Below are 18,820 nucleotides of genomic sequence, written 5' to 3'. Positions count from 1 at the left end.
GAGGCATACCGTGGCGACACCGAGCTATCTGAACTGGCTGGTCGATACTGGAGAGCGTCAAGCAACGGCGTGTGGCCGTGAAATCGAGATATGGGAACTAAATCCGCAAGATGACGCTGAAATTCTTTCAGACTGGGCTCGGCATTTCCGTAGTCACTACATAGCCGATGCCGATTTGCCGTTCATGGCTGGTGGCACGGGACTCAGCCATCCCGATTATCTGAGGAGCATTCTCTTCCCCGATGCGAAGGTAGCACCTGGACCGAGTCTCCGATCAGGAGACTTTGGCGAGATCGTCGTCGCCGACTTCATCGAATATTTCCTAGGATATTGGTGCCCGCGCGAGCTGCGCTACCAGGATCGCTGGAACCGAAATGACTCGACAAAGGGTTGCGATGTTATCGGATTCAAGTTCGCGAACGAGGACAACCCCGGTCCGGCCGACGAGCTTTTTATCTTCGAGTCCAAATCTGGCATGTCGGCGTCCGGCGCGAACCGGCTCCAGGATGCGATCGATGACAGCGTAAAGGACAGACTTCGCGAGGGCATGAGCCTCAATGCCATTAAGCGCCGCTTCTTCGATCGGGGCGAAGTGGGCGATGCCCGGAAGGTCGAGCGCTTTCAAAACGAGGCCGACCGACCCTTTCGCCGGATCAACGGAGCGGCCGCCATTCTTGACGAGGCGGTCTTCGCCGAGACCGATATGGCGGCGACCAACGGTGCGGCTCATTTTAACCAAGAGAATTTGCGCCTTCTGGTTATCCGCGGACCGTCACTGATGAAGCTCGTGCATACGCTTTATGAGAGGGCAGCCGATGAGGCCTGAGGCGACCGCGCTAACCATCCTATCCACCGCGCGAGCACGGGCCAAGATGCACGAATTCCGCGTCGCGCCAGCGGACTTCAATGCGTTGCCGCGCGACCCGTCGCTACTCTTCTCATTGGCGATCGGCATCTTGGGAGATGTTGCGGCCGCCGTCGCAGATACGCTCGAAGGTGCAGGAGTTGCACCGGCCGCGCTTCCTCAACCGCCCGGCTGGGACGAGTTGGATGAAAACCCGCAAGACGTGCTACGCTTTTCCTCAGTTTTCTTCGATGCGTATTTGAACGCGCAGCTCGATGGCGACTTAGACACCGAATTTTCTCTCCTGTGCGCAGCGGCATATTACATCGCCGGGAATGTCGGCAGTGCGACGGTAATCATTCGGCACATGACGGAGCCGGACCTCGACCTCGCGGGCGGGCTTGGTCATCTCGTCTATAGCATTCTCAAGAACAGCTTCGTTCCGACCGAGGCGGCCCATGCTCATCAAGCGGCGACGACTGAGCTACTCCAGGCGCTAGCCGGCTATTTTAGCTTCGAGGCCGGGGCGGATGGCATTGCCGAAGCGTGCCGCAGAATCCGCGAGTATTTCCACCGATCCGGCTCACCGCGCGAATTGCTCTACGCCGACATTGCTGGCGCCTTGTGTGCGCTCAAGCTCAGAAATTCTGCCCGGACGATCCTGCCAACAGCATCAGGCTTGGCGCCGGATGCGTGGCGCCTAGCGCTCGCGCAGTCGCATTTTCCGATCGAACTCTGGCCTGCTCAGCAACGGATCGCGGATGCTGGCGTGTTCGCTGGACGTTCCGTAGTCATTCAGATGCCGACTAGCGCTGGCAAGACTCGCGCCACCGAAATCATCATTCGATCGGCCTTTCTATCCGATCGAGCGCACCTTGCAGTGATCGTCGCACCCTATCGATCGCTCTGCCACGACATCCGGGGCGACCTGGTAACGGCCTTTGCTGGTGAGAATGTGCGCCTGGACGAAGCATCAGACGCCTATCAATTCGACCTCGCACTCGATGCACTGTTCGCCGAAGACTCGGTGCTTATCGTGACGCCCGAAAAGCTCCTCTATATGCTGCGCCGGGCACCGGACCTCGCCAAGAGGATCGGATTGGTGATCTATGACGAAGGACATCAATTCGACGGAATGACCAGGGGGCCGACCTACGAACTCCTCCTCACTTCGCTGCGCATGTCGCTCCCCGCTGAAACCCAGATCATTCTCATCTCTGCCGTGATCGGCAACGCGCCGGATGTCGCTGCATGGCTGATCGGCGATGCCGATGCGGTTGTCGGCGCCGAGGGTCTGCTACCGACGACCAAAAGCATCGCATTTGCGAGCTGGCAGGACCAACGCGGGCGACTCGAATATGTGAAACCGGAGGATCCGGCCGAGCGAGAATATTTCGTGCCTCGCATTATCAGCGACATCGCTCTGCCGCTCCGCGGCAAGGAAACTGCCCAGCGCAGATTTCCGGAGAAAACCGGCGGTGACGTCGGTCTGTTCCTCGGCCTGCACGTCGTGCGCAACGGTAGCGTTGCGATCTTCTGCGGCCGAAAAGACAGCGTGACGAAGATCTGCTCGCGCGCTGTCGAAATCGTCGAGCGCGGCGTCGCCTTGGAATGGCCGATTGATACCTCGGATGCCGCCGAGGTGGAGAAGATCCGAGCGCTCTGCGAAGTCGAGCTCGGAGCCGGCGTGTCAGCGACCCGCGCGGCAGCGCTTGGAATATTCGCCCATCACGCCGACACACCGCAGGGTATCCGCCTCGCGATCGAACACGCCATGAAAGAAGGTATGGCGAAATTTGTCATTTGCACCTCGACCTTGGCGCAAGGGGTCAATTTTCCGCTCAAATATCTGATCATCACATCGACGCGCCAAGGTGGCGAACAGATCCTGGTGCGCGACTTCCACAATCTGATGGGTCGTGCCGGTCGCGCGGGGATGCACACCGAGGGCAGTGTCATCTTCTCGACCCCGTCCATCTACGATCAGCGGCAGCAATTTCGCGGCCGATGGACGTGGGACCGCGCAACCGAACTTCTTGACGCCCGAAACTCAGAACCCTCTCGCAGCTCGATCCTGGCGTTGTTCGATGCGTATCAGCAGCGCCAACCACCAATCGTACAAGAGCTTCCGCCCGATTGGCTTGACCTCGCCTTCGCCGATGCCGCCCGGATAGATGAGGTCGTGGCCGCAGCGCTCGCGGCGCAACCTAATATCAGCGAACGGGAATTCCGCCGGTTCATCGAAGGTCGCGCCCGCGCTGTCCAGAATATCGCCGCTTTCCTCGTTGCCAACATAACCTTTGCCGAGGGAGAGGACGTCGCAGCGCGGATCGGTGAACTTGCGGCTAATACATTGGCTTATCACCTCGCTGACGAGGAGACGCGGGTTCGTCTCGTCGAAGTCTTTCGGTCAATCGGGGATTCGATCACGGCCAACACCGATGGCGACCAGCGCGCGCTTATTCGACGGTCGCCCCTACCGCCTGCGGCGGTTGCAGAACTCAAAACTTGGCTGACTGAGAACCTTGAAACCCTGCAGACCGCAGTCCAAGAGAACCGCCTGTTCGCCGAAATCTCTCCGTTGGCACTCCGTTTCACCACGTCCCGCGCGATCCAGGCGATTAGCGATCAGAATGTAGTTCCGCGCTCTCTTGATGAGTGGGTGGCGGGCAGATCCTATGCGGTGATCTTCGACATATTGGCTGAGGCAAGAGTTCGGGTCGGGCGTGACTATGTCACCGTCGAAGATGCTGTCGCGCTGTGCGAGAGCGGCTTCGGCTACGATGTTGCGATGATCGTTGCATCGATAGCGGACCTGACCGAGGACCTAGACGACGCACTGCACACGGGCGTCAGCCTGCTGCAAAAGCAGATTAAATACGGCCTGACTGATCGCGCGGCGATTGCGTTTCACGAGGCCGGGTTCGCAGATAGGCATGTCGCGAGCATTCTCGGTCTCGTCTGGGGAAATGTCGTCGACCGCGGCGGCGTCCGCGCAGCTTGCCAGCAAGAGGAGATTGTACGCGCGGTGCTCGCGCATATTCCGAGCTATTTCGTCAAGGTCGCTGCTGAGCTTGGAGGATGGGCCTAACGCGGCCCATGCCGGTAGCTAGAGCGGAACGTTCATCTAATGACTGTGACGTAGCTCTATCTTCCCCTCATTCCTATTTTGGAGGGCCATAGAGGGCTATAGAGTAGACATAGTTCTCATCGCTGTCCCGCATGGCCCGCCAAACACCGCCGATTACCGCACAAATTGGCCGACTATCTCTTTAGTTATCAAACGGATAGCGTTTTAAGGGCTGTTGCCCTACGGGCAGGAGTTCTCGCACGCCCTACCACGTAGGATAGCCCTTCGGGACATACGCCATAGCCACTTCGCTTCTGCTCAGGCGTGACCGGATTGCGTCCGCTTGCGGATTGGCAGCTTTTGGATCGCCGATGGATAAAGCGGAGATCAGCGGTTTGGTTTTTCAGGACGACGATAGGTGGGGCGATCGGCCCATTAGGGAATGCCGAGTTGTGAAGTTATCATACCCAGGGTCAGGCCGTAGTTCCCGGTCCAGTGAAACATGAAACCGCTCAGTTCCTCGCGGCCATGAGCCTCACCTATCCGCGCGACGGCTAGCAGGCACCAGAGAAGGGCCTCCCGGCACAGCGTCTCGTCCTCGAACATCGCCTGGCGGTTCTCGACTAGACCCATAATGTTGACCCGCACCTGTCCGGCGATGGTCAGCGCTGACGGCGTCCAGCGGGGATGCATGATCTCGTGTCGTAATTGGGAGAGCTCGAAGATCCTCTCAACAAGCGCTTCCTGATCGACGAGCGGGCCGTCGGGCGTCATCGCGACTAGGTCAGATATCTTTCTCGAGAGCGAACCGTGGGTCTGCGCGAGTCGTGCGATCATCTCTTCGCTCCCCAACTCCTGCGCGCGTAGTTGGAAGAATGTATTAGTGAACGCTTCTAGTCCCGTGAGGCCCATAAGGAACGACTGCAGACCGGCACACCGCTTGGCGTTGCGCTCCTGGAGCGACGCCATCCGCGCGAGATGCTCGGATGCGAGCCGGAAGTAGATGGTGACGATCGAGTATAGCTGCTCCAGATGCACCGATTCGTCGTGCGGCTGGCCGTTCTTTAGGATTCGGACGATGTTGCCACCTTCATCGGATTCGAAAACGTAATGCGGCACGGTCGTCGCCTCTCGGGAATACTACGACTCTTGATTACACTGTCAGGACCGGCGGATCACGCGCTGTGACGCTACGGAACGCACTCTATCCATGCGGAAGCGGATCCCCTCGCAAGCACTGCTGCGGCGCGCTGGGCGACAAAAGCGGCGATCACATGGGAATAACGGCCGCAGATCTGCTGGATGCGCTTAAGCGCGCCGACGAAGCGCAGCGTGCGGAGGGTTTCCGTCGATCAGAATCTGATCTTCACCGTGATCAGATTTGGGTAGGAGCTGGCCCAGGACTGTCGGCTTTTCGGAAATTGGGGACGGAAAGCTGCCCTACGAAGGCGTGTTTCAAGGTCTGCTGAGCGTGTAGCGGGCAACGACTCGCATTTTGTTCTTTGTCGCTGACAGAAGCGACAGTATTTCTTGCTCATGAAGATTGCATCCCTGGACCGACGCGTCCTTGTTCACTGCGAGGCAGAAGCGAGCGAGCGCCTGCTGAGCTCGCTGCGCGATGAACCGTTCGTCGTTCTGCTTGGAGAGCCCGGCCTCGGGAAGTCGACGGCGTTGCGCTATGAGGCCGCGGCCGAAGGGGGCGAGGTCTTCACCTGTCGTGAAGCGATGAGTGGCGCGGCGCTGCCGGCCGCCGATACAGTATATCTCGATGCCTTAGACGAATATCGGACGGGCGAGAACGGCAAAGACAAGCTCCTGCAACTTGCCAGCGCATTGTCAGCGAGCAAACGCCATCGCTGGCGACTGACCTGTCGGGCTGAGGACTGGCGTGATGCCGCCGATCTTGGGGCCATGCGACGGGCGGCCAACAATGGCTCCATCGTCGTCGCGCGCCTTCTGCCCTTGGACGAAACTGAGGCCCAGGCCGTCCTCACTGCGCTTGGCGCTGCTGATCCGCGAGCATTCGTGATCGAGGCGCGGACGCGCGGCGCAGCGGCCTTTCTCGAAAGCCCCCTGAGTCTCCGGCTGCTTCACTCGGTCGTGGTGGCCGATGGAACATGGCCTAGAACGCGCTTCGAGTTGTTCGAAAAGGCCATCTGGGCACTGGCCCACGAGTACGATCCCGAACGCGTGACCGATCCCAGACCTAGCGTCGAGGCCATTGTCGAAACGGCTTCCAGACTATGCTTCTACGTCCTTGTTTCCGGTGCCAGGGCGGTCTGGCGCTCCAATGCCATGCCGCCTCATTCGGGTAGCGCCAATGAGTATCTGAGCACCAACGGGCTCGACATCGAGCCTGCACAGGTCGCTGCCGCCTTGGACACGGCGTTGTTTCGCGGCGAGGGTCATGCCTTCGAGGTCTGCCATCGCACAGTGGCGGAGTTTCTCGCTGCTCGTTTCCTGGCAAGGATCGTGACGGGGACGGGAAACAATCACGCTTTCCCCCTGCGTCGTGCCATCGCGCTCATCACCGGCGCGGATCGCCAGGCACCCAGCGAGCTTCGAGGACTTTATGCCTGGTTCGCGGCGCATCTTCATAAGCGGGGAGACACGCAGGGCGCACTCCGTCTCATCGATCGCGATGCCGCGACCGTGCTCGCCTATGGCGATGCTGCCGCTTTCGACACCTCCGGGCGAAAAGCGATCCTTTTCAATCTTGACCGGGACGATCCCTATTTCCTGTCGGCGCAGGACGACGCGACCGTACTGGGCGGGCTTGCCGGCGAGGATCTTGCCGGAGATTTCGCGACGATCTTGGACACGGACGTCCGTAGTCATCTCCAACTTACGGTCCTGCAGGCTCTTGCAGACGGACCGCCGGTGCAGGGAATACAGAGCAAACTTCGTGAGATCGTTCTCGAAGCCGGCCGACCGTTGTGGATGCGGGAACGCGCCTCGGAAGTGACCGTCAGAGCCGGAGGGGACCGAACGGCAATACGGCGAGCCCTGATATCGGAGCTGGAGCGTCAGCCCGTCGACGCCGGCCAGGTGATACTGAGGGCAAGACTGCTGGCGGGGATGCCGGCCGACGCGATAGCGGCATCCGAGATCCGAAAACTCCTGGCTGACTTCAGCGCACTGCCCGCACCATCGGATGATGATGAGGTGAAAGACCGCGGGGCTTTGAATGCGCTGGCTCTTGCCCTGCGTCGGTCTGCCCCGGAAGACCTCTTCGATCTACCGATTTCGCACGGGTCGACTGGCGGGCTCCGACAGAAATCGCAAGTTCGCTTCTTCATCGATCAGGCGCTGGTCTCCACGATTGAGCGTCGTCCCGATGTTGACGCCGAGCGCTTGTGGACCTGGATAAACAATGCCCGCGAGCATGTCTGGGACATGCTCGATAGCGGCGTGGTCGAGGTGATGCAGAAGTGGATGGACGCCGAACCTCAGCTGCGGGAGCTGGACTTTTTTCTCGCCATGGCGAAATCCGGCGAACCCACCGATGGGCCTTGGGTTGTTGTGAACCACTACATTTCGACCATGCGCCGCCTTCCCTCGGAGTCCTTGGTGGAGGCGCTGATTGTGCTGGCCCGGGACGAGGCGAAGGGACCACGGCGCAAACGGCTCTTTCAGATTGCCGCGTACACGGCGCGCGGTGAGGCGCATTGGTCGACGTGGCGCGAAAAGATGGTCGTCATTCTCAAAGAGGAAGGTGGCCACGTTGGATTCATAAAGTCGCTGCTGTCCGATCCGAACGCCAAGTGGAAAAAGCAGCAGGCGCAAAGGCAGGCTCAGCAGGACGCAAAGACGGAAGTCTCGCGGAAAGACAACATCGCTGCGTTGACACCGAAGCTCGCCGCGATCGCGAGCGGCGTCGCGAGCGAGTTCGGCGCGCTGAAGTGGGCCGCCGACCATTACCGCAACGCGAGAATATCAAAGAAGGAGGAGCCGCTCGCCAAAGTCACGACCTATACCAATGAGGAGATTGCCGCAGCCATTGCAGAAGGGTTTGTCCAGTTCGCGATACACACCGACATCAAGGTCGATGCGGAGAGTCTCGGACGGGCGGAGGCAACCAACGGCGCCTACGCTCAGGAATATGTTGTAGCCGCTGGAATACATCAGGGGCTCTTGCATGGTCGGGAAGCCGAGCTTGCAGCGGCCCCACTGGTCTGCGCGCTGGTTGGAATGCGTCAGAGCTATTTTGCGGGCGACGACGGACCCTCGCTTGCCACTTGGGCGGTGCAACGTCTCGCGCAGGATCGCGAGCAAGGCGTCAGCCAGATGTTGCGGTACTGGAACGCTGCCCTTGACGCTGGAGACGACGATCTCGATGGCCTTCATCACTTGGTGAGCGCCGAAGAGCATGGGTTCATCGCCGCCATCCTTCATGAACTGCTGAACCATCGGCCCAACCTGCCGATGCCCGCATTGCGGCAGGCTTTGGTCGCTGCTGCATCTGTTCTTGCTGCCGACGATTTGGCGGGCTTTGCCGACGATGCACTAAAGCGAACCGATCTTGGTGATGAGCAGCGCGAGATCTGGAGCTTTGTTGCGCTGGCTCTCGATCCGACTGCTTTTTCTGCCAAGCTGTCCGATGAGCAGGTCCGGGGCGCGTTGTTGCGGCCCAACGGCGATCTGGCGACTGCCCTCTTTGAATTATCTCCGCAGCCCGATGTGCTGGATCGCATCCGAATCGCAGTTCTTGGGAAAGCCCACGAGGCCGACGACGATGACTGGCTGCACTCCAACACCGTCAGCGGGATCATCAGGGCAGCCATCCGCCGCCTGAGCGCTTCGAAAAGTGCCGACGCAGGCGAGATTCTAAGAACGCTCTCATCAGAGGTACATCCGAGTTGGAAGCCGCAACTCGCCCACGCCGCCGCCGAACATGCCAGGATGAAGCGGGATGATCTCTATGCGCCGCCGCCGGTGGGTGACCTCGTCGCGGCGCTTTCGGGGGGAGCCCCTGCAAGTCCGGCAGATCTCACAGCGGTGGTTCTTGAGGAGATCGATCGGTACAGGAGCACGTTGCGAACAGGCAGCGAAACCCCATGGAAGCGGTTCTGGAACACCGACAAGGACGGAGCGGCAACGACACCACAGATCGAAAACGAGGATCGGGACCGTCTGCTCGAACTGATGCGGGTTCGTCTGGAGAGATACGGGATTGTCGGCAGTTTCCCTGAAGCGCGGCGCGGGGAGAACACGCGAGCCGACGTTTTGCTTCTCAGCCACGCCGGCAAGAATCTGCCTATCGAAGCAAAGCGTCACTACAATAGGGAGCTTTGGACGGCACCCCTCAGTCAGCTCAATGGCTACGCATCGGACGTGGGGGCCGATGGCTACGGAATTTATTTGGTCTTCTGGTTCGGGACCGAGTTTTCGATCCCCGCCCGGAGCGATGGCCGGGAAGCCCCTTCAAGCGCTGAGGGGCTGGAGGCGATGCTCCTTGACGATATTCCGACACCCCTGAAAGGCAAATTGGAGGTCATTGTGTTGGATGTTTCGCGGCCGGCAGAGATGACCGCCGCCTTGGCCCGACGCAGTCAGAAGCGTTCAAAGAAGCAGACCGGTGGAAAGGGTGCACGCCCGGACTAAGCCGTCGATGGGAAGCGGACCGTTCCCGGGCGATGGCTACGATTTTTCCGCGGCGTGTAGTGCCATAAGGACATCTGGGTCGTTGGCAAGCGTCTGCGCAACGGCAAGGCCATCGCGAATATCGGTCGGCCCGCCGCTCGGATGTCGCCCATCCTGCATGCCACGGACCTCAGCGAAAACCGCATGCAAGTTCAACTTGGGGTGTGCCCAGTCAATGTCAGGGCCGAGATCAATCCATTGCGGACGGTCGCCGCCGAATATCGCCATGTCCACGTAGAATGCGGGACCGGGAAGTTTGCCCTTCGTCCCGGTCTGCTCGGCGACATAGGCTTTTGTGAAGGCGAAGTTCGCTTGCAGTTGCGGGACGATATCAAAGCGCGGCCGCATCGATGCTGCCTCGCGTACCGCTTGCTCGGCGCCGATATCGCCCCTCTGCAACCGATCGACGATTGATTTGAAGTGGTCGCGAGACGCGTCCAGGCCGGCACGCCGTCCCAGCATGCGAAACCCGCAGGCCAAGACCATCCGCGGTCCTGGATGGCCACTCTTCATGTCCTCGTTCCGGACCGCCTCGAACATCTTCCACGCCCGCACGAGAAAATCGTGAGTAGGTGAGCGCGCTCGCAGGGAGAGATCACGATAGGCGACCGCCCCATCATTCATCACTAATGTCGGAAAGTATCTCGCGCTGTGGTCGGCGACGATGCGATGAAACGTCCTGATGCGAGCGAGGGCATCGCGCGCTTCGGCGTGCAGTGGATTGAACCCGGAGGCGGAGATCATCTCGCCATAGCCGAGCAGGTCAATCCAACAGGATACGGCAACCTGGAAGGGAAACCTGGTGCTCTTGCTGACCATCGCGGACGGCTTCTTCATGTGCCTTTTCCTGCCCGTGTGCTCCGCTTCCTGTGGTTCGAAAGGTAATCGATCCACGACTTCTGGATCGTGTCTGCCGAGACCGCGGATACCACCTCTTGATTGCGCGCATGCCGGAGAGCATCGAAATGGCGGAGGATCGCCTGCTCCATGCGAAAGGCATCTATGGCCGTGTCCCACAGTTCGTGGAGGATCGTGCGGTATCGAACGCCACCGAGCTCGGGCATGGCTGACTGGTTGAAATTGCGCTCCCGCTGCCTCCAGTCAAAGGCCCAGCCAATCTTGAACGAAGGGGGTGAAGCGCCTTCGATCATCATGGCGTAGGTGAAGGCTGGTGCCCTCCGCATATGCATGATGCCGGTGCGCTTGGTCGTTGGTGGCGGTGCGCCTCGCCGGCGAGCTGCCTCTAGACCCGCGACCCGTGCCTCGGTTCGAGCGGGCCGGAGCAGCGCGACCGGTTCTCTGGGCAAGAGCAGGATCGCCTCGGCCTCATCTGCGAGGAGCGGTACGATTCCCTGCGCGGAATCCATGCTGAAGCGCCGTGGCGAGATCGCCGACAAGGCGGTCCTTGTTTCGAGGAAGCGCCAGGCACGCAAGAGCTCGAGCCCGAACGGCCAGCGGTAGTTGCCAGCCTCATCGAAATCGCGTGGGCCACGGGCGAGGTCGTAGTCGAGAGAGCTGACGATCGTCGTGGTCGGCTCCATGAGGCCAAGGATCATGCCGCGCTCTTCGGAATGGGTTTCATCGCCCATCGTGCCGACGATCACTACAAGATCGCCTGGCCGGAGGAGGCCGCGGGCTCGGTCCCGCCACCCGCGCTGGCTAAATTGAAGTGGCCCGGATGGCGATCCAAATCCCCACGTCTTCGTCATATAGACGGTCATGCGGCGCGCCTTGTCAGGCGCTCATGCTCCGCCATGAGAAATGTCAGGTAGCTACGGATGAGATTGCAGTAGAGACGCGCCTCTTCGATTCCCAGGGCGAGGCCTTCCTTGAGATCGACGCCATGGCGCACCCCGCCGCCGGTGGGGGAGGACAGGTATCCATGCAATGTCATCATCCATTGCAGGATCTGTTCCTGATGCCCGCGACCGCGCAGGCGCAACTCACCGATGATTTTGTTGAAGTAGCGTCCCTGAATGGTGCCGTCGAACACCTCAGGACTGCGAAATGCAGTGGAGATGGTCTCCAGTAGCCACAAGACTTCCTGGACGGCCTGTCGGCCGTTCCCCTCGGCCAGGGCACGTTCTGAGGCCTGCAGCGCCTGCTCGATGAGCGACCGGGCCTGCACATCCAGTGATGGGGGCGGGGTCGGAACCGCGATGGGGATATGCACACGGGTGGCAACCAGCATGGGCGGATCGAGCTGATAGCCGGCGTTTGTGTCGGTGAGGATGCGGTTGATCCGACCCGCGTCGGGCAACACCATTTCGGGATGACGGAGCCGGAGTTCCTCACAGCCGAGCCAGAACGCTTCGATGAATAAAGGCGCGTTCGTCGCTGCTTCGGACATGGCGGTAGTGAGATCCTCGGCGGCGAACCGCTCGTTGCTGCTCGGCCAGTATTGGATGTTGGCCGCGGCGGCGAACCGTGACTTGAAATGTTCAAGGATGGATTTACGCGGAGCTTGTCCGGCAATCCGATTGATGAGGTCACGGAAAGCGTCGTCGACGCCGGATTCTATCGGACCTGGACTGTCAAATCTCCAACGGCCGTCGAACTGGAGCATGGGGGGTCACCGCGAAGACGCCGACCGGCGACATGCTACGCCGCGCGTGGGAATTTCAGGATGGACGCCGGCATCGCTGAGGGTGTGCAGTCGGAGCGTCGGTCGCGAGGGATATTTCACAGGCAATTTAAGCGGTTCTCGCCCTCCCTTGACGTAATACAGCATTATCGAAAGATAGATTCGGTCATTTTTTGTTTGCTACAGCCGAATCTATACCACCTCCGGAATTAGTTGTCGCTCACGCGACTTGATCTCGAAGTGTATTGTAGAAGCGCCCGGTTAGGAACCCCTTGGCCAAGGTCGAAACCATCAGAGCCGAAAAGCCCAGCTGAACAAGGCCTGGACCAAACCGTTCCAGGAAGTGGAACTGCATATCCGACAACGGCGGATAGAAATCCACAATACGGCTGTCCAACCGAACGGCAGCTTTCGGGATGGCCGGCGATCTGTTCAAACGACCGACATTTGGGCGCTAAGCGGGCATCTGATGGCTTTCAGCCAGCTCTGCGGTCCCTTAGGCTTATTTTGAAGGGTTATGGAGGGCTATGGAGTGGATATAGTTCTCATCGCTATCCCGCACGGCCCGCCATTCCGGAGCCTTGCAGTGCAAGGTTTTAGCTTTCTATTAGAGCTTATATATTACTTTCGATTAAAGATGTGCTCTGTAAATTTGCCAACCGGGCCACGCTCTAGGCGCACTCACTTTACAATTACGAGGCGCCGATAATGTGAAGCAATACTACGCTTGCCTCAAATCAGAGAACTGCGGTAGTCACCTACATCATGATCGGACTAAGGCACATGTAATATTTGCTAGTCACTATTCCTTTTTCTTTGTAACCAATTTTACTGCATCAGCAGCGATCTTACTTGCGTCAATTATATTTTTTGAGGCAGACACTGCATCTCCATAAAGAGATGGAGAAATATTTAAAGTTCTCAATATATCTGAAACAGCATGTAAATCAGAATTTACATGGAGTCTTTCTAGTGCGCTTGAACCAAGGCCTCCACTACCTATTTGAATTGAAAGTTCAGCCTTTTGCCGAGCGATAAGTGATTTTAACTCCTTCATCTCCGACTGCATCGAAGTATTTTTTGACGACAACGCTTCAATCTTCTGAATTTTCTCAGAAAGTTGCGCTTCTATCTCAGATGCTCTGGAAACAGCCGTCGCCTGTTCGGCTGTTAAAGCAGTCAAATCCGCAGCTAAACGATTTACGAATGTTCCCATTTCGTCCGCCGCGCCGCTAAGGCGATTGAAGATATGTAAAAAATCTCGGATGAGTGGGTCGTTAGAAAAGTCGGGATACCGGACCTTGTGATCGATCTCGCTCCATCCCTCTTCGAATATTGTCCGAACCTGAAGTTCGCACTTTACGGTGGTCTTTGTGAAGTTCGTCTTTGTGATGTAGTGGATGGATCGATACCCATCCTTATGCTCCTCCACTTCCAACTCAAGCTCCCGGTATAGGGTCCTCAACTCCTCGGTATCGCCCTTACGCACATAGGCAACCGGATTTTCATCAAGCTCCCACGTCTCGATGATTGACCGATGTAAAGTCGGAAAATCTCCCTTAAACAAGTGCAGCGCTCGTATGCCGATCAGATCGGTTACAACATCACGATAATTCTCTGGTGAGATCGTTGCGTATTTCTCAACAGCCGCCGCTTTCTTTCGGGCGATCTTTTTTACTAGATGATGAGGATCTTTTATCCTCCACCTGACGGAATGCACTCCAGGTAGTTTCTGTATCAGCCTGCTCAAGCTGACCGCGATCTCAGTAAATTGATCGTGTTTCTTTTTAAAATCGGTAAATATGGCATGAAGCGTTGCTCTGCTATCATTCAACAAGTCCCACTCTTCCTGATTCAGACCACACGCTTTCATAAACTCGTCTTCAGAAAATTCTACAGACACGTTCGGATACCCTCAGTGAGACCATCTCTAGAACAAACAGGATAATCCACGGATTGGCAAGGTTGCTGCGTCAGCAGAGTGTCCATTCATGATTGCAGCAAGCAATGCGGCAACCGGCACGGCCGGGATAATGCTTGGCACCCCTCCGGGGGCGTCCTACGCGTGACCTTCAACACCTATTGGAGATCACATGGCGACGATCAGAAAGCTCAGAGGACGCTGGCAAGCCCAGGTGCGCCGGCGCGGCATGAAACCCCGCTGCAAGAGTTTCGACACGAAGCAGGATGCCGAGAAGTGGGCGCGCGACTTGGAAGCCCAGGTCGACCGCTTCGGTGCCGCACCGGACACAAGGATCTTGGAGACCACGACGCTCGGCGAACTACTGGAGCGCTATCGGCACGAGGTTTCTCCAACGAAACGCGGTGCCACCCAGGAGATCCAGCGGATCGATGTGCTCCGGCGTCATGATCTTGCTTACCGGACGCTGATCGGACTGAGCCAGCAGGACATCGCGTCGTTCCGTGATGAGCGGCTCCAGTCGGTAGCTCCATCTACTGCCGTTCGTGAGCTTGCTATCCTCAGCCACGTCATCGAGGTTGCCATGCGCGATTGGGGTTTGCCGCTTGCCAGGAACGTCGTGAAGCTCGTGCGCCGTCCGGTCATTCGGAACGAGCGTAGCCGACGCCTGACCGGCGACGAGGAGCAGCGCCTTCTCGATGGTTGCGATCGTGGCAAGATTCCCTATCTCCGGACGCTGCTAATCCTCGCTATCGAGACCGGGATGCGCCGAGGGGAGATTCTGGGGCTCAAGTGGTCCGATGTCTCTCACAATCGCCGGGTGATCACGTTGACGATGACGAAGAACGGATCCGGGCGTGAGGTGCCTCTATCCCAGCGTGCCTTCGATGCTCTGACGGAATGGAAGGAGCATGCAGACGTAGATCGATCTATTGTATTTCCCATGAAGCCGGGTGCACTCGAACAAGCATGGCGCCGTCTCCTGGTTCGCTCGAATGTCAAAGCGCTGCGCTTCCACGATCTACGTCATGAAGGCGTCAGCCGTCTGTTCGAGCGTGGGCTGAATATGATCGAGGTGAGCAGCATCTCCGGTCATAAGGAGCTGAGGATGCTCAAGCGCTATACGCACCTAGCCGCTGACGATCTCGTTGCCCGTCTCGGGTAGCTTGATCTACCTATACGAATAGAAGCACGTCGCCCGCCTATCTGTCCCTTGGGCGGGTGCACCTCATGCCTTTGCCGTCAAGCGAAGTCCTAGAGAAACCTGCTTCATCGAAGGGGATGTCTCGGGTCGCCATCAACGTCCTGGCGTCGTGACCACCTCTCCTGCCTTACCCTTCCCGATCTGCCAAAATGTTCGCTGTCCGGTGCCGCTCATGGGACTGAGCAGCGTGGTGCAACGGTGGCTGTCATTGGTCGAGCGTCTTAATGAGAATAAGATGCTTGTTTCCTCTATCTTTCCCGTAGATTGACACGAGCGGCGGGATTTCTGAATTTGCGGCGCGATATCCAGCATCTTCTGCATCGTCTGAGCGTGAAAACGACCGGAGATGCGTGAGAACGCTTCTTTGCTGCACTTCGGTGATCGGAAAAATCCTTGATTGCCACCCGAGCATTGGATCGCCGCCCTGGAGAAGTATCCCTATTCCGCCACCGCTATAAAGCAGTCGATAGCCGGAGAGGTCATGCGGGCGACTTCGCCAAACGCTCAGGGATTCGTTCTGGCGCGCGCTGTGCATGATGAAGGCAAGGACACACAAAACGCAACGAAGCGCGTCAGGGCGAACCCTCGAGTCAAAGAGAGCGTATTGGTATGCTCATGCGATCGGTGGCGTATTTCGACTTCTCCGACCGTCGGCAATCAGGGTAAGAGTGGAGCCGTGATGGCAGGAATACGAGAATGAACAGTCACACCCCGGATCTGCATGTTCCGTTGATTGCCGCCAAGGCGCCTGCTTTGGTCGGCTATCTCGATTACCGCAGAATGGAGCTTTTGAAGAAGCAGAAGCGGCTCGATGGGCGATACGCGCTGCGTCCTGTGATCGATTTGGCGCAATTCACGAGCCGGGCAGTCATCGACTGGATCACGATTGGCGTCCTGCTGAACCGCCATACCCAATTCCAATGGGTCCAGAAAGAACTAGAAAGCATCGTTGGGCGCGCACTCTTTGTCGAGAACATATTCGGCGACGCGAATGCATCGTCAGATGGTTTCGACATTCGATTTCAGGAACCGGAGATATCCGTTGTGCTCAAGGCAATGGACGCGCTTCGCGCAAAGTTCGGCTTGGCGCTAGATCCGATTGTTCGCAGTGTTGAGATCAGTGTCGATTTCACGCCGAAGACACCGAACGAACTTGAACGCGCTAGGATGGCTCGTGTGTTGATGAACCATCTTCAGGTAAACCAAGATGTGATCTCTAAGGTGCGAGATCGACCGAGGACCGTCTGGGGCCGGGGAGAGGGTTATACCAATCGCCTGCTATATGATTTTGGTCGCCTGACAAGCGAGCAGAACAAGCGTTTCCTAATGGAGACGGGTTGGGATCGTGCTCCATATACCGATGGCACATTGGTGGTCGGTGAGAAGAACGCGCCAGTGACATGGCGCGTGATGGATAAGATCATCGATCAGCAAAATATAGCTGCTGGCACCTTCATGCCGCTCGATGACAAATCGAAGAGAGCGCGGGTGGAGGTGACGTTGGATCGACCGGAGGTAAAGGCACTAGGGATCACGTATCTGGACGATCTCAAGGCGTTGAGCTTCACACGCCTTCAGGGACGGTATTTCCAGTTCGCATTGCCGACCTTCGTCAGCCAGGTAAACCGGAAAACAGGTATAGGAATGACTATCGCTGCAGCGCGCAATCCGGAGCGGGCTTCAAAGTTCTTCAAGACCGGCGTGATGGGTTTGAAGGCAATGGATGAAGTTCGCGCCGAACGCTGGCTTCAGATGAGGCGAACGATCCTTCCGGACATTCATGAACGTGGGCTACGCTTGTCTCCTATCGACAGGACGGCAAAGGGAGTGGTGGGAACGTTCGTTGCTTATGATGAGCTGAACGCCCGAGTTCGCATCGCTCTCAGAAACCTTGGTAGCCGTGTTGGCGCAGACTTTTTGTCTGGAGCTTGAAGGGTGTGTGGTAAGTGTATGTCTGTGTAGTAGGAAGGTGTAGGGCGTTATAGAAGTTATTAGGTTGCCGGATTGCCTCATTTCCATGGTGCCCAAGCATAGCAGCGGCTTTGATCTGTTGGATTTGGGCTAGGCGGCCCCGGTTTCAGTCAGAAAAAGTTGCAAAAAGCTGGTAAAGAGCATTTCTGCTCCTCTCGTGAATTTGGTGCTCAAACTGCCCCAGTTCTGCATTCATTATGACATCGTCCGCCGCTATCACGTTCGTGACTCATACAGACTCGCCAGCACGCGTTTGCATCGAGACGCATAAAATTCCTCATCTCACACGCCGGAGCCAGCCAGCGAGCGCCTGTCAGTCAAACAGCGGCATTCTGCCGACGATCGTCAGCTTTGAGGGTGCGCAGCAACGTTCTCGGATGAATGCCATGTTGTTCGGCGATCACATCGACCGTGGCAGAGCCGTCAGCGAGAGCCAGACGTGCCTCCTGGCGCTCCTCATCTGTCATTGCCGGTCGTCGTCCGATACGGCTCCCACGCGCACGAGCAGCAGCCATTCCGGCTCGGGTTCGTTCGCTGATCAGGGACCGCTCGAACTCGGCCATGCTGGCGAGGACATGGAGTAGCAGCCGTCCCGCCGACGTGCTGGTGTCCAGGTTCTCACTCAGCGACCGGAACTCGACACCGCGCTCGTTGATATCCCGGATCAGCTTCAGCAGTTCGAACAAGGAACGCCCGAGACGGTCAAGGCGCCAGACGGTGAGCGTGTCACCCCGGCGCAGGGTTTGGAGTAGCTTGGTCAGTCCAGGGCGGGAAAAGTCGGATCCGGAATACCCGTCGTCGGTCAAGATCCTGTCGCAGCCAGCGGCCTTCAACGCGGAAATCTGGAGATCGAGATTTTGCTCGACCGTGCTGACCCGTCCATATCCAATGTTGCGCATATACGTCTCGTTCTGTGTCCGTGCTTGCCGCTATTACTTCTCCTACAATACCCGCCAAGTTCTTGATTAAAAGGAACCTTTTCGTGCGGTATGGATTATCTGTTGACCACGGAAATGGTGCCGAAGGAAATCAGCATGTTAGCGTGGTTCATCAGAACACGGGTTCGTTATGACGGAACCCTTCCCTTTCGTGCGGTGACTATGATCGGCGCCTTGTTGGGCTGGGAGTTGGCATGCGGGTTCTGAACAAGCAGAGAAAATCACACTCAAACGTCACGGTTGGCATAGGATGGCGCCTGCGTTCGGCTGTTATTGCCTCTGCGCTGCTGAGCAACACGCCAGCTTCTGCTGATGGCCTGGACACGGCCTATTTCCTTGCAATGCAGCCCTACGCTGTCTTGAAACGGGCATCGGTCGCATGCGGAAAGCCGATCGAGGAACATGTTGCCTACAAGCAAAGGCTGCTTGAGATTCTCAGCGGTGTGCCAGATATCGATATACGAGCAGCAAGCCGGGATATTGAACAAGCCTACCAGACGGACGCTCACCTGGGCGGGCTCGATTGCACAGATGGGCTTCAGGATCGATACAAGCAGGTCATTGAAAGAGGCATCGACCGGGATCTTGAATATCTTGCTGAAGAGGTTCTCAATCGGCAGCACCGCAACCAGTAGATTAATCTAC

At 57.9% G+C, this 18,820-nt stretch carries 12 protein-coding genes; 6 read left to right on the top strand and 6 right to left on the bottom strand.

The window, feature by feature from the left end:
- The first annotated feature begins 10 nt into the window (after positions 1-10).
- Entirely contained in the window at positions 11-826 is an 816-nt protein-coding gene (locus tag KYK29_RS18795) for a Hachiman antiphage defense system protein HamA (RefSeq protein WP_254692425.1), read from the top strand.
- Positions 827-872: 46 nt separating this feature from the next.
- Positions 873-3,935, top strand: coding sequence for a DEAD/DEAH box helicase (locus KYK29_RS18790; protein ID WP_254692424.1), 3,063 nt, complete (start codon positions 873-875; stop codon positions 3,933-3,935).
- Positions 3,936-4,349: 414 nt separating this feature from the next.
- Here the strand turns inward: KYK29_RS18790 and KYK29_RS18785 are convergent, their stop codons facing one another.
- Positions 4,350-5,033, bottom strand: coding sequence for a hypothetical protein (locus KYK29_RS18785; RefSeq protein WP_254692423.1), 684 nt, complete (start codon positions 5,031-5,033; stop codon positions 4,350-4,352).
- Positions 5,034-5,450: 417 nt separating this feature from the next.
- Here KYK29_RS18785 and KYK29_RS18780 point away from each other — a divergent pair, with 417 nt between their 5' ends.
- Positions 5,451-9,518, top strand: a complete 4,068-nt coding sequence (locus tag KYK29_RS18780; protein WP_254692422.1) for an NACHT domain-containing protein — start codon at positions 5,451-5,453, stop codon at positions 9,516-9,518.
- Between the two features lie 36 nt (positions 9,519-9,554).
- Here the strand turns inward: KYK29_RS18780 and KYK29_RS18775 are convergent, their stop codons facing one another.
- From KYK29_RS18775 to KYK29_RS18760, 4 genes are all read right to left on the bottom strand, one after another.
- Entirely contained in the window at positions 9,555-10,394 is an 840-nt protein-coding gene (locus KYK29_RS18775) for a hypothetical protein (protein WP_254692421.1), read from the bottom strand.
- Complete coding sequence (locus KYK29_RS18770; protein WP_254692420.1) at positions 10,391-11,161, bottom strand: hypothetical protein; 771 nt, start codon at positions 11,159-11,161, stop codon at positions 10,391-10,393. The genes KYK29_RS18775 and KYK29_RS18770 overlap by 4 nt, the downstream gene beginning before the upstream one ends.
- A 113-nt stretch (positions 11,162-11,274) precedes the next feature.
- Positions 11,275-12,123: a hypothetical protein gene (locus KYK29_RS18765; RefSeq protein ID WP_254692419.1), complete on the bottom strand. Its 849-nt coding sequence runs from the start codon at positions 12,121-12,123 to the stop codon at positions 11,275-11,277.
- Positions 12,124-12,943: 820 nt separating this feature from the next.
- On the bottom strand, positions 12,944-14,044 hold the full coding sequence (locus KYK29_RS18760; protein ID WP_254692418.1) for a RelA/SpoT-related domain-containing protein: 1,101 nt from the start codon (positions 14,042-14,044) through the stop codon (positions 12,944-12,946).
- Between the two features lie 190 nt (positions 14,045-14,234).
- Here KYK29_RS18760 and KYK29_RS18755 point away from each other — a divergent pair, with 190 nt between their 5' ends.
- Both KYK29_RS18755 and KYK29_RS18750 read left to right on the top strand, forming a co-directional pair.
- Positions 14,235-15,227, top strand: coding sequence for a site-specific integrase (locus tag KYK29_RS18755; RefSeq protein WP_254692417.1), 993 nt, complete (start codon positions 14,235-14,237; stop codon positions 15,225-15,227).
- A gap of 735 nt (positions 15,228-15,962) precedes the next feature.
- Positions 15,963-17,198, top strand: coding sequence for a hypothetical protein (locus KYK29_RS18750; RefSeq protein WP_254692416.1), 1,236 nt, complete (start codon positions 15,963-15,965; stop codon positions 17,196-17,198).
- A 356-nt stretch (positions 17,199-17,554) separates the two neighbouring features.
- On the opposite strand, the gene KYK29_RS18745 is transcribed toward KYK29_RS18750, so the two are convergent.
- A complete protein-coding gene (locus tag KYK29_RS18745) occupies positions 17,555-18,136 on the bottom strand; it encodes a recombinase family protein (protein ID WP_254692415.1) in 582 nt (193 codons plus the stop codon).
- Between the two features lie 233 nt (positions 18,137-18,369).
- On the opposite strand from KYK29_RS18745, the gene KYK29_RS18740 reads away from it, so the two are divergent.
- Positions 18,370-18,810 carry a hypothetical protein gene (locus tag KYK29_RS18740; protein ID WP_254692414.1) on the top strand — a complete coding sequence of 147 codons (441 nt, stop codon included), beginning with the start codon at positions 18,370-18,372 and terminating at the stop codon, positions 18,808-18,810.
- Positions 18,811-18,820 lie beyond the last annotated feature (10 nt).

The organism is Shinella daejeonensis, assembly GCF_024281235.1.
Taxonomy (GTDB): Bacteria; Pseudomonadota; Alphaproteobacteria; order Rhizobiales; family Rhizobiaceae; genus Shinella; species Shinella daejeonensis.
Note: the sequence above shows the minus strand (reverse complement) of the source record. Positions and strands in the feature narration are given on the sequence as shown.